General features: G+C 41.6%; 10 protein-coding genes. 9 read left to right on the top strand and 1 reads right to left on the bottom strand.

What is annotated here, in order from left to right:
* Positions 1 to 45: 45 nt before the first annotated feature.
* On the bottom strand, positions 46 to 210 hold the full coding sequence (locus I3257_RS03350) for a hemin uptake protein HemP (protein WP_010200173.1): 165 nt from the start codon (positions 208 to 210) through the stop codon (positions 46 to 48).
* A gap of 290 nt (positions 211 to 500) precedes the next feature.
* Here I3257_RS03350 and I3257_RS03345 point away from each other — a divergent pair, with 290 nt between their 5' ends.
* The 9 genes from I3257_RS03345 (at position 501) to I3257_RS03305 (ending at position 11,850) form a co-directional block, all read left to right on the top strand.
* A complete protein-coding gene (locus tag I3257_RS03345) occupies positions 501 to 1,604 on the top strand; it encodes an NUDIX domain-containing protein (protein ID WP_238048815.1) in 1,104 nt (367 codons plus the stop codon).
* Between the two features lie 440 nt (positions 1,605 to 2,044).
* Positions 2,045 to 3,223 carry a lipocalin family protein gene (locus I3257_RS03340; RefSeq protein WP_238048814.1) on the top strand — a complete coding sequence of 393 codons (1,179 nt, stop codon included), beginning with the start codon at positions 2,045 to 2,047 and terminating at the stop codon, positions 3,221 to 3,223.
* A 339-nt stretch (positions 3,224 to 3,562) separates the two neighbouring features.
* The gene (locus tag I3257_RS03335) at positions 3,563 to 5,008 is read left to right on the top strand and encodes a glyceraldehyde-3-phosphate dehydrogenase (RefSeq protein WP_238048813.1); all 1,446 of its coding nucleotides are present in this window, start codon (positions 3,563 to 3,565) and stop codon (positions 5,006 to 5,008) included.
* A 285-nt stretch (positions 5,009 to 5,293) separates the two neighbouring features.
* Complete coding sequence (cgtA, locus tag I3257_RS03330) at positions 5,294 to 6,511, top strand: Obg family GTPase CgtA (protein ID WP_055124422.1); 1,218 nt, start codon at positions 5,294 to 5,296, stop codon at positions 6,509 to 6,511.
* A gap of 79 nt (positions 6,512 to 6,590) precedes the next feature.
* Positions 6,591 to 7,763 carry a glutamate 5-kinase gene (gene proB, locus I3257_RS03325; protein ID WP_045445028.1) on the top strand — a complete coding sequence of 391 codons (1,173 nt, stop codon included), beginning with the start codon at positions 6,591 to 6,593 and terminating at the stop codon, positions 7,761 to 7,763.
* A 294-nt stretch (positions 7,764 to 8,057) separates the two neighbouring features.
* Positions 8,058 to 9,194 carry a uroporphyrinogen decarboxylase gene (gene hemE, locus I3257_RS03320; protein ID WP_238048812.1) on the top strand — a complete coding sequence of 379 codons (1,137 nt, stop codon included), beginning with the start codon at positions 8,058 to 8,060 and terminating at the stop codon, positions 9,192 to 9,194.
* Between the two features lie 110 nt (positions 9,195 to 9,304).
* Positions 9,305 to 10,372, top strand: a complete 1,068-nt coding sequence (gene argC, locus I3257_RS03315; protein WP_238048811.1) for an N-acetyl-gamma-glutamyl-phosphate reductase — start codon at positions 9,305 to 9,307, stop codon at positions 10,370 to 10,372.
* 101 nt (positions 10,373 to 10,473) lie between these two features.
* Positions 10,474 to 11,340 carry a hypothetical protein gene (locus I3257_RS03310; protein WP_238048810.1) on the top strand — a complete coding sequence of 289 codons (867 nt, stop codon included), beginning with the start codon at positions 10,474 to 10,476 and terminating at the stop codon, positions 11,338 to 11,340.
* Positions 11,341 to 11,442: 102 nt separating this feature from the next.
* Positions 11,443 to 11,850, top strand: coding sequence for an ATP-dependent Clp protease adaptor ClpS (locus tag I3257_RS03305; RefSeq protein WP_238048809.1), 408 nt, complete (start codon positions 11,443 to 11,445; stop codon positions 11,848 to 11,850).
* Positions 11,851 to 12,369 lie beyond the last annotated feature (519 nt).

Below are 12,369 nucleotides of genomic sequence, written 5' to 3'. Positions count from 1 at the left end.
TTAAAACGAGGACACGACCTAATATTGATGATCAATGATATTAATCTATTTAGTCAGGATTAAGCGATTATTACGTGTTAAACGTAATCGATACTCTTCACCCTCATGCTCGATACGCACTTCTTTAGTGAGTGCAAATAAGTGTTGTGATTGTAAAGTTGGTAAACGGTTTTCACGGCAATTCAAGTAACGAGAGATAACCATGCTCATAGTAAATTCCTTTTGATAAAAAATGGCTGAATAGTAATGGCGATACAGTAACTATCTTTAACGATAATAATTATCATTTACATTGAAGAATTTTGCAAGGTAATTGATAAAATAAAATGCAGTCATTGTGTAAACTTATCTAAAGCAACTTTTGTAAATGAGATTTAAATAAATAAAAATTAGCTAATTATTATTATAAATCAATAGGTTGGTTTTAAATCGACTTGGTTTTTTGAAAGTATAAACCAATTAAATCGCACTTTAAAAAAACAGTAATAAAGGAGACGCCGATGCCAAATGAAGCAGATAACCACATTGATGGCTCATATAACAGCGAAAAAGTACTTATCGTAAACGTGGCAGTTGCGGTCATTCATCATAAAGCCCAATATTTACTTGGATTTAGAAACGCCGCCCAGCATCAAGGCAACCGCTATGAATTTGTAGGTGGCAAAATAGAAGCCAATGAAAACGCCGAGCAGGCGTTAATTCGGGAAGTTGCTGAAGAGACAGGCATTGAGATTTGTGACAATACGATGGTCAAGCTTGGACGTCTGCATCATGATTATGGTGATAAGCAGGTCAGTTTACAGATTTATAAGGTTGAGCTGACTGCGCAGCAGTATGAGCAGCATAAGCATCGCCAATATGGGCTAGAAGGTCAGGCGCTAACGTGGGTAAATAAGGCAGATTTATTAGCAGGTAAGTACCATTTACCGGCTGCTAACCAGACGATTCTCGAATGGCTCAGTGTGCCAACAACGATAGCAATTACCTATCCATTGACGCATTTTGATGCCACTCCTGATCCAGTGGCCGCATGGCTGACTTTTCATCAAAACAAGCTAACAGCCAATGCTTGGGTATATATTCGAATAAAGGCAGCTGGCTCAGAAACTATAGCAGCGCAGTTGATGCATATGCGTCCAGATATTAAGGCGATTGTTCCTTGTGATGTCAATGGACAGACCCTAACCACTGAAGCGCCGCTAGCAATGAAAGATACAACCACTGCCAATTCAATCGTTGCCAATCAGCTGTCTCATACCGCATTGTTGCAATGGTCGGAGGATACACAAGATAGAGTGCTGTCTAAAAATTATCCGTTAATAGTCAGTTGTCATGATGCCGCCAGTATTGATGCTGCCAATAAACTGGCTCATGCTCGGTTACAACAGCAATTACCGCCCGTCATTGGCGCCTTTTTGTCTCCTGTACTAGTTACCCATACACATCCTGATACTGTGCCACTTGGTTGGGAATCATGGTCGGCATTGGCACAATTGGCTGACATGCCGATTATCGGTTTGGGTGGTTTATCACCTGTGATGATTCATCAAGTATTAGAGCATGGTGGTATCAGTGTTGCTGGTATTCGACAGTTCTTTGAATAGTAAAAAACTAATAGAGGGAGTGTTGGCACCAATGCTGACCAGTTCTGAACCATAATTGCCATTAATTGGCATCTATCAGGGCAAATAATTGATTTTTAATATATTTATCCAATCAGTAACTATGTGTTTATTCGGTATTTATTCTACTGCATAAACGCATAGTTACTTACAAACCGTTGCTTTTTCCTACATTGCGACACTGTTTTAATAGTCGCGCTGCCATTAATATATATCACCTAAACAAAGAGTATTTACTCTATATTCTTATAAGCGAATTGCTTATCAATATACCTCTTAAGCCCTCTCATAATATTTGGTTTTTACAGCGCCAGCTTTTACATTCAATATATTTTTAAAAGTTGAAGACGCACAGAAGATGAGAGTACATATGGGGCATATAAGAAGAATAGTTAACAGTCACTATCAATAATGGTACCTCTATGAAAACCAATAAGTTACCTCAATCAGCATGGTCTGATACAAAGGAAGCTGGTTCTCAATCTAAGCGGACTACCCAGTCGCGCCACTATCATCTCAATGAGGATAGTACACGGCAGACAGGTAACGCCAGCAACGATGCTAGCTACAACCATGATAATCTAAATGACCAATATTCTACCCATTTGGCAAAAAAAACGTCTTCGCAAGATCACTATTTTGGATATAAAAGCGCCGATAAGAGCCTTGTACAGGCAAAAGAGTCTGCTATGATTAACAGCAACAATAACAAAGACGGCGATTCAAAACATAGCGAAAGCAGTAATTTAGTTAGTGATTACTGTACCAAGGATAGTGGTCACTGCACTAACGATTATAAATGGTCACAAGAGTTGAGCGAAAAAGAATCTGGACAGAACCACCATTCAAAGCAAAATGCTGATTCATCATCAACCTCTACTTACTCATCATACAAAGAAATACCGGAGCGTATATTTATGAATGGACTTATCAAGCATACGGGTATAGCCCTAGCTATTATCATACCATTAGCCGCATTTTCAGCGTATGCGGCGACGCCACCGGTTAATGCTACCGCTGACATGACTGCTAACGCCACTACGGATAGAACCACCACAGAGACGTTGTCAATTAAGCCAAATGCCATCATTCATAAGTCTGCAAGTACACCGACCACAGTGGATAGCGTTGATCTAAAAAAGTATGCAGGAACATGGTATGAGATAGGTCGTTTGCCCATGTATTTTCAGCGCAATTGTGCCAGTGATGTCACTGCCAATTATACGGAAAAAACCGACGGTTCAGGTATCATAGTCACTAATAAATGCGTCCAGAAAGACGGTTCTGGTATTACTTCTGAGGGTATCGCTAAGCCTGTTGATGAGTCAGGCAGTAAGTTAAAGGTCACATTTTTACCATCGTGGATTCGTTGGTTTCCAGTTGGTCGTGCCGACTATTGGGTGCTAGCACGTGATGCTGATTACAAGACCGCTTTAGTAGGAACACCTGATAAAAAATATTTATGGTTATTGGCGCGTTCGCCAAACGTCACTCAAGAAACCTATGCCAAATATCGTCAAATCGCTCAACAGCAAGGCTATGACTTAAAGGAATTTAAGTTAACCTCGCAGACCAATCAAACGGTTAGTCTCGTTCCATAACGAGCATCACTTACTAGATACTGGGTTAAATAGTAGTGTTACTTCATCATCCACTATTTGATACTGGCAATAATAAACAATAAGGCAGCATAATTGGCTGCCTTTATTTTCATAATAACCTGCATAACTCAATAAAATGCTTTATAAGCGCTAGCAGATCGGTTATCACTGGCAAAATAGGCTGTTTTAGGCTAAAATCTAGGCGATCTCAATACTCTACATCAATAACTGACACCGATATCGTGCGGTTGCCATACTAGAGTGATTGCTTAGACCACACATAATCTATCTAATCTGTATTCTCTATCATTTACTGATCACACATTACTGACCATAAGGATGTTTCTCGTGAGCAACGCTGATACCTTACGCCAATTACATCAAGACCACTTAAGCAACTACAATAATCAAGAGCAACAAGCGATTGAGCTGATGGGGCTATTGAATAAGCTCTATAATGAGCAAGACGTACAAGTAACCTTGTTCGGTGACACGTTAAATACGACGTCAGTTGGTCAAATATTGGCATTGCATCAAAAAGTAGCCTTGCGTAACCAAGACGCTAAATCTATTGATATCGCTGACACTTTAGCCATGGTTAAAGCGCTAGCGGCTAATGATAAGCTTCAGTCTGCACAGGTTGATGTTGGTCAATTAATCGCTAATGACAGTGATTTACAAGCAGCACTTCAAGCAGTTAACGTTGGTGACACTACTGTTAATCCTGCGACTGATGTCGTGCTATACGGTTTTGGTCGTATCGGTCGTATCTTAACTCGCCTGCTATTATCACAAGCGTCAAGTGCTAAAGGTATGCAGTTAAAAGCCATCGTCGTACGTCCTGCGGCATCTGGCGATTTGGCCAAGCGCGCATCATTGCTAGAGCGTGATTCGATTCATGGTAGCTTTGCTGGTGGCGTGGTGGTTGATGATGAAAACAATGGCTTGATTATCAATGGTCGCTTTGTTCAGGTCATCTACGCTAAAGATCCAAGCGAGATTGATTATACGACTTACGGTATTAATGATGCGTTAGTGATTGACAATACGGGCATTTGGAAAGATGAAGCGGGTCTTGGTAAGCATTTGCAATCGACTGGTGTGAAAAAAGTCCTATTAACAGCCCCAGCTGGCGGTGAGATTAAAAACGTTGTTTATGGTGTAAATAACGATACAGTCGGTGAAGATACCATCGTCAGTGCGGCGAGCTGTACCACCAACGCAATCACCCCAACGTTAAAAGTATTGAACGATGAATACGGTATCGAAAACGGTCACGTTGAAACGATTCACTCATTCACTAACGATCAAAACTTGATTGATAATTATCATAAAGCGGATCGCCGTGGTCGTAGTGCTGTATTAAATATGGTTATTACCAGTACGGGTGCTGCTAAAGCGGTTGGTAAAGCACTGCCAGAGCTTAGTGGTAAACTAACGGGTAATGCCATCCGTGTACCAACGCCAAACGTCAGCTTAGCGATTTTAAACTTGAATCTTAAAACAGCACCAGAAAATGCTGATTCATTAAACGAGTTTATGCGTAAAGTATCTAATAGCAGTCAGTGGCAAACACAGATTGCTTATACAGATTCTACCGAAGCGGTATCGACGGATTTTGTTGGTGATACCCATGTAGGTATCGTTGATGCCCAAGCGACTATTTTGACCGACAATCATGCCATTGTTTATATCTGGTATGACAATGAAGTTGGCTATAGTACGCAAGTATTACGTTTAGCCACACAAATGGCAGGCATCAGTTATACACAGATTCCAGCTTAATACATTTGTACAGCAGTAGTGAGTTTTTAATATTGAGGTACTCTTTATAAGAAAGTATTTCAATAGTCACTTTTAGCATGGACAAATAGATGTGATTTTTTAAGTTAATATATACCGCACCCGATAGTCCAATTGGTTATCGGGTGTTATTGTCATAAATAAAGCAATGATATATAGCAACATAGACGTAAGTCTCCTATTTTTTAAAAGATACCTATAGGCAAAAGAAGCAGTATATGACTGCTATTGAGTCTATAAACTAGAGTGTAAATAAAGGAACGTAAGATGCGATTTATTGATGAAGCCGTCGTAACGGTAAAAGCAGGTGACGGTGGTAACGGAATCGCCAGTTTTCGCCGAGAAAAGTATGTCCCACGTGGTGGACCTGATGGTGGAGATGGTGGCAAGGGCGGAGATATTTACGTCATTGCAGAGGATAACACCAACACCCTAGTGGACTATCGTTATACCCGTCGTCACGATGCTATGCGAGCAGAGAATGGCCACAGTAGAAACTGTTCAGGCAAGGGCTCTGATGATTTGTTTTTACCAGTACCTATCGGTACCACGGTAGTTGATACCGAAACTGACGAAGTGTTGGGTGACTTGATTGAACTTGGTCAGACGTTACTGATTGCCAAAGGTGGTGATGGTGGTTTGGGCAATACCCATTTTAAGAGCTCTACCAACCAAGCACCACGTAAATCGACGTCTGGTTTTGAAGGTGAGTTAAAAGTTCTTAAATTTGAGCTAAAAGTTGTGGCTGATGTTGGCTTGATTGGTTTGCCTAATGCTGGCAAATCTACCTTTATTCGTCAAGTCTCTGCTGCTAGACCAAAAGTTGCTGACTATCCGTTTACCACCCTCGTTCCGAATCTAGGTGTGGTTGATATCGGTCGTCATCGCTCATTTGTGATGGCAGATATTCCAGGTTTGATCGAAGGTGCTTCAGAAGGTGCTGGACTTGGCATTCGTTTCTTAAAACATGTGGCTCGTACTCGTCGTCTGTTACATGTGGTTGATGTAAAACCAATTGATGGCAGCGATCCGGTAGCCAACGCTCGTGTTATCTTGAATGAACTTGAGCGTTTTTCGCCTGAGTTATCCAACTTGCCCCAGATTTTGATATTAAACAAAATTGATCAGGTGCCTGACGAAGAGTTAGATGAGCTTTGTACTCATATTGTCGCCGAGCTTGATTGGACAGGCGATGTATTTCGCACGTCAACCTTAATGGGTGAAGGGACTGATGCAGTTAAATATCATTTAATGAATGAGATTGAACTAGAGCGTGAGCGTGAACTAGAAGATCCTATCTTCGCTGAAGCACAAAGAACCCGTTTTGAGCGCTTAGAAGTAGAAGTGCGTCTAAACACTGAGGCGCAGCGTGAAGCCTATCGTGCGGCTCGTAAAGCGGCTCGCGAAGGTGTAGATTTAAGCGACGACGATGCTGATTTTGACGATGACGACGAAGATGGTGTTGAGGTCATTTATGTTCCTTAAGCTAACAGGCTTGAGCTGATATACTTGAATTTTTTAGATCAATCCCCGTAATCAATTCACATGAGAGACAGGAGTTTATATGGCAGGTGACATAGAAAACACGACCGAAGAAGCAAGGTTTATTAAACAAACTCGCAACTTTGATATTCAGCGCGTTATTGTCAAGATTGGCTCATCGTTGTTAACCAATAACGGTCGAGGGCTGGATCGAACTGCCATATACGAGTGGGCCAAACAGATTGCCAAGCTGCATAAGCAGGGCGTCGAAGTGCTATTGGTATCGTCAGGTGCTGTTGCTGAAGGTGTGGTACGAATGAACCTTGAGGAGCGACCGAAGAAATTAGCAGCACTACAGGCCTGTGCTTCTATTGGTCAAATGGGTTTGATTGAAACGTGGTGGTCAGCATTAATCCAACATGGTATTCAAAGCTCGCAGCTGCTACTGACGCATGATGATTTGTCTAATCGTAGCCGTTATCTCAATACGACGGGCGCGTTGACACAATTACTAGAGTGGCGCGTGCTACCAGTCATCAATGAAAACGATACCATTACCATTGATGAAATTAAATTTGGTGATAATGATACTTTGGGCGCGATGGCGGCGGCGATGGTCAATGCCGATTTATATATCATTTTAACCGATCAAGATGGGGTGTTTACGGATAATCCACGTGACAATCCTAATGCAAAAATGATTCGCCAAGAGCGTGCGATGGCGGATTACTTATTTGATATTGCAGGGGATGGTGGCAAGCTTGGTCGCGGCGGTATGCTGACCAAAATTCGTGCTGGTCGTCTTGCTGCAATGGGTGGTTGTCCAACCGTTATCGTGAGCGGTGCTATCGATGATGTTATCACTCGTGTGGTATCAGGCGAAGCGGTTGGTACTTTGTTGACCACCAATGATCAAGACAAAATCATTGCACGCAAACAATGGCTTGCCGCACATTTGCGTATGTCAGGCACTCTAATAGTCGATGCAGGCGCAGCAAAAGCAGTAGTTGAGCATCACAAGAGCTTGCTACCGGTCGGTGTTGTGGAAGTACGCGGTGATTTCGATGAAGGTGACGTGGTTGAGGTGGTACACCAAGATACGGGCGAGCGTTTAGCAGTTGGACAAGTGAACTTCTCCTCTCGTGATGCTTGCCGAGTCGCTCGCGAGCGTACTGAACAGTTTGATAGAATTCTTGGTAATAATGAAGAGCGTGTGGTCATGGTACACCGTGATAATTTAGCGCTGACCATGTAGACCATTCATGGTATTCATCCGATTTCAAATATGAGCACGATATTATTGATTAAAGATTAACGGCAAATGACGCTCTAAAAAGCACAAATACTTTTAATGATTATTATTCTTATGATTGTTAACACGAGGAATATTAACCAATAAATTGTTATTAACTAATGTCTCATTATTTGTGGTTTTTTTAGCATAGATTGTCGCTATCTAAACGTTTTAATATTCTTTTATTCAACTTATTTTATCCAGCACCGTATTCATTGATGATCATGAATGCGGTGTTGTTTTGGAGATTTGTACATGAGTGCTTCAGACAATAGTAACTCGATCCAGCAAGAATTTGCGCCTTTAAAGAACGACAGATTGTTACGGGCATTACGCTTTGAATCAATAGACACCACGCCAGTCTGGATGATGCGACAAGCTGGTCGTTATTTACCAGAATATAAAGCCACTCGTGCAGAAGCGGGCGACTTTATGAGTCTGTGCAAAGATACGGACCGCGCCACTGAAGTTACTTTACAGCCACTACGCCGTTATGATTTAGATGCTGCTATCTTATTTAGTGATATTTTGACCATACCTCACGCTATGGGTCTAGGTTTATACTTTGAGGCGGGCGAAGGCCCTAAGTTTAAACATCCTATTCGCACGCAAGCAGACTTAGATAGATTGCCAGTACTTGAACCCAATGATTCTCTTGATTATGTCATGCGTGCAGTGACGAGCATCCGCAAAGCATTAAATGGTCAAGTGCCGTTATTTGGTTTCTCTGGTAGTCCATGGACATTGGCCACCTACATGATCGAAGGCGGCAGCTCAAAAGACTATCGTTATACTAAAGGCTTTTTGTATAGCAACCCTGATTTTTTGCATCAATTATTAGATAAATTAGCCACTTCTGTCATTGATTATCTAGATGCACAGGTGGTCGCTGGTGCTCAAATTCTACAGATTTTTGATAGTTGGGGCGGGGCGCTTGGCCATCGTCAGTTTATCGATTTTTCTCATGCTTATAATAGGCGTATCGTCGCTGAATTAAAAGTACGCCATCCGCAGATACCAGTGGTATTATTTACCAAAGGTGGTGGGTTATGGTTGGATGTGCAAGCAGATAGTCAAGCTGATGTTTTAGGGTTGGATTGGACGATGCCCATTGATCGTGCACGCCAAGTATTGGCTGAAAGTCAGCGTCAATTGACCAAACAGCATAAAAAACTACAGAGTAGTAAAGCCATTCAAGGCAATTTGGATCCAGCAACATTGTATGGTTCACCTGCGACGATTCGTGCTGAAGTAAATGCAATGCTTGATAGTGCTTATGCGAGCGGCGAAAAAACCGGTTATATAGCAAACTTAGGTCATGGTATTACGCAGTGGGTCAATCCTGACAATGCCAAAGTATTCATCGATGCGGTGCACGATTATAAAATCTAAAGCTGCTTGAATCTAAAAATGACAAAGTTCAGGTATATAAGCGAGCTTTCTATCTAAGATTTGTTTAACAAACACTGATATTTACCAAGTAAAATAAAAAGGAATATCTTATGATTTCAGCAGCGATTGTTGGTGGTACAGGTTATACGGGTATTGAGCTGATTCGCTTGTTATCTGCGCATCCTGAAGTATCTATTGATTTGCTAACCTCGCGTAGCGAAGCTGGTACACGCGCTGATGAGATATTTCCAAGCTTACGCGGTATATCGGATATTGTCTTTAGCGACTTGGGTGACGAGACGCTTGCAACGCTGCAAAAGTGTGATGTGGTCTTTTTTGCCACTCCACATGGCGTAGCGATGAAGCAAGCAGAGGCGCTAACGCAAGCCGGTGTGAAAGTCATTGATTTGGCTGCTGATTTTCGTTTGCAGTCACTATCCGATTTTGAACACTGGTATCAGCAGTCGCATGCTTGTCCTGAGCTGCTAAAGACAGCTGTTTATGGTTTACCTGAAGTGAATCGGGATAAACTTGCCACTGCTTTAGTCGTCGGTAATCCTGGTTGTTATCCGACCACTGCTATTTTGGGTTTGAAACCAATAATCGATATGCAAAATAAGCAAGCAGAGAGATTGGTGGAATCACGCATCGTTATCGATGCAAAGTCTGGTGTTTCTGGCGCTGGCCGCCAAGCTTCACTTGCGCTTAATTATGCTGAAACTACTGATAACTTTAAAGCTTATAGCGTTGAAGGACATCGTCACCTGCCCGAGATTGAGCAAGGCGTGGCGCAGTTATTAAACAGCCAGTTCACCCATCGCATTCGTTTTTTACCGCATCTTGTGCCGATGATACGTGGCATGCTGAGCTCTATTCATCTTGAGCTGACGGATGCGGGTGCTGCTATTGATTGGCAGCAGATATTTGAAACATGCTATGAATCAGAAGCGTTTATTGATGTCATGACAAAAGGTATTTATCCAGATACCCGTAGTGTCCGCGCCAGCAACCGTTTACGTATTGCTGTGCATCAAAACAATGAACGGGCGGAATTGACAGTGATTGTCGTACAAGACAATTTGGTAAAAGGGGCAGCAGGACAAGCGGTACAAAATATGAATGTCATGTTCGGATTCGATGAAACAATGGGTCTAAACTTTGCACCTATTGTTCCGTAGCAGATGTTTAGCTGTGGTCAAATCATTCACATTTATGGTGCTAGGTATTGATTATAAATTCCGCTATAATATTGCAATTACTGTTAAGAGATATTGTCTAAATGCGTGTCAAGCTTGTACGACGCTTTTGCTCACAGCCCGCACTTTCATCGTGCAAAGACTCTGATTTGTATCATTTAGAGCGTAGTCCGCATTCTCTTAAAACCAATGCTAGTTCAGTAACTAAGGTAGGTGGTACCCAACAAGGGGCATCCACATTGGTGTTGGCTCTCTTTGTTGTTGTCATATTGGTGACTGCCATTGTTGGATTGATATTCGGTCATAAATTAGGATATCAGCGTGGCTTTCATTCTATGCAAACTGAAACCAAGCAAGCGATGATCAATAGCACTGAGGCAACAGAAGCGCTGGAAGATTTACGTCTTAGTCATAAAATAGCGGCCAATCAAGCCGCTACTGCTAAGCAGGAGCTGGCGATTAGCTTGGCAAACATCAAAGAGTTGCGTGAAAACCAGCAAGAATTAACGGTTGAGAATAGACAAGTTTCTCAACTGAATGAATTATATGCTGATGTCCTTCGTGACAAAGGCGGCATGCCTCTACAGGTAATAGCGGCAAAGATTGAGCCATTACCTGAAAATGCCTTCGAATATGGTTTCGATATAGGCATGCTTGCTAGCGATGGCAAAGCCAAACGCCTAAAGCCAACGTTGACGTTGCTCAATGACGATGATTTTGTAGAGGTGCCGCTAGATCCTCCAGTTTATACTATTGAAGGTATCGTTCGTATTCGTGGTCGTTTCATGATGCCATCAGGCTTTAAACCGTTACAAGTCAAACTTAGCTTACAAGCTGGCGGGCAACAAGTGGAGCAGCTCTATGATTGGAAGCTTGGCGACCGAATTGATAATATGCCGCTATCACTTTTAGATTTGCCTGAAGTCGACGAAAGTCCGATTGAGCCTTAATCTATTCATATTTAAGAGCGCTATAATAAGCATTGCGTTTGCCAACCTCTGCTAGCGCCCTTTATTCTGTTATAAATATAACCATTAATTTGTATGCCAATTATGATAAAACAAACCCTATTGCAAGCGTTGCCAACTGTTGCTGATTGGCACTTTCCAACCATACCTGCTCACCGTGCACAAGATGGTGATACGGATGGCGAGACCTCGCCACAAGCAGATGTACTGGTAGCAGAGCCAGAAGTGGCTAAGCCGCCTATGTATGCCGTCGTTATGTATAATGATAATTATACGCCGATGGAGTTCGTCGTTTATATTTTGCAGTCCGAATTTCGTCATAGTATAGATTCGGCAGTCGAAGTTATGCTGACGATTCATAACAGTAGCAAAGGCATTGCTGGTATCTATTCTAAAGATATCGCTGAGACCAAAGCCAAAAAGGTAAATAGTCTGGCACATCGTGAAGGCTATCCATTATTGACCCAGATTGAGCCACATCAAGGCGAATAAGAAAATAGCGTAAATATGAATTTAAAGTTCTATCTTCTTCTCGTGTTTCTATCTTATTATTTCCAATGGTTTTATCGTTTAGAAACCCTTTCAAGCTCTAAAAACCGCTCATTGTGAGCTTGATAGGTACTCTGTATCCAAGCAGTCACTCATAAATTCCTTATTATAAAAATGTCCTAACCTTGATTTTTCTTTAATATACCCTTATCTATATTAAGTCATCACATCAAACAGCTGTCTAAATTTTATAGAAATGATTGCTGCATTCCTATCATTTTCTAATCATCCTATTAAATTGAATTTTTCTATAATTTAATCAGTTGATGGCTTAAAAAAGTCATTTGTATCCTTCACTCTCTCACTTATTATTCTATTACCCATTTCTCCTTTATTTGCTCAGCTTTTGAAGCTTTCATACTATTTCTTTACTATAAATATTGATGCGCAGTACGCCTTGATACATTTTAGTCTGTGTTAATAGATTGACTCTTCTTAAGTATCGTGTTGAGATAAAGAAAA

Origin of the sequence: Psychrobacter sp. Ps7 (assembly GCF_022129225.1) — a bacterium.
Lineage (GTDB): Bacteria > Pseudomonadota > Gammaproteobacteria > Pseudomonadales > Moraxellaceae > Psychrobacter > Psychrobacter immobilis_A.
This window is presented reverse-complemented; position numbering and strand designations above follow the sequence as displayed.

Coding starts and splice junctions, on each gene's coding strand:
- I3257_RS03350 (WP_010200173.1), bottom strand. CDS start 210: ATGAGCATGGTTATCTCTCGTTACTTGAATTGCCGTGAAAACCGTTTA.
- I3257_RS03345 (WP_238048815.1), top strand. CDS start 501: ATGCCAAATGAAGCAGATAACCACATTGATGGCTCATATAACAGCGAA.
- I3257_RS03340 (WP_238048814.1), top strand. CDS start 2,045: ATGAAAACCAATAAGTTACCTCAATCAGCATGGTCTGATACAAAGGAA.
- I3257_RS03335 (WP_238048813.1), top strand. CDS start 3,563: ATGTTTCTCGTGAGCAACGCTGATACCTTACGCCAATTACATCAAGAC.
- cgtA (WP_055124422.1), top strand. CDS start 5,294: ATGCGATTTATTGATGAAGCCGTCGTAACGGTAAAAGCAGGTGACGGT.
- proB (WP_045445028.1), top strand. CDS start 6,591: ATGGCAGGTGACATAGAAAACACGACCGAAGAAGCAAGGTTTATTAAA.
- hemE (WP_238048812.1), top strand. CDS start 8,058: ATGAGTGCTTCAGACAATAGTAACTCGATCCAGCAAGAATTTGCGCCT.
- argC (WP_238048811.1), top strand. CDS start 9,305: ATGATTTCAGCAGCGATTGTTGGTGGTACAGGTTATACGGGTATTGAG.
- I3257_RS03310 (WP_238048810.1), top strand. CDS start 10,474: ATGCGTGTCAAGCTTGTACGACGCTTTTGCTCACAGCCCGCACTTTCA.
- I3257_RS03305 (WP_238048809.1), top strand. CDS start 11,443: ATGATAAAACAAACCCTATTGCAAGCGTTGCCAACTGTTGCTGATTGG.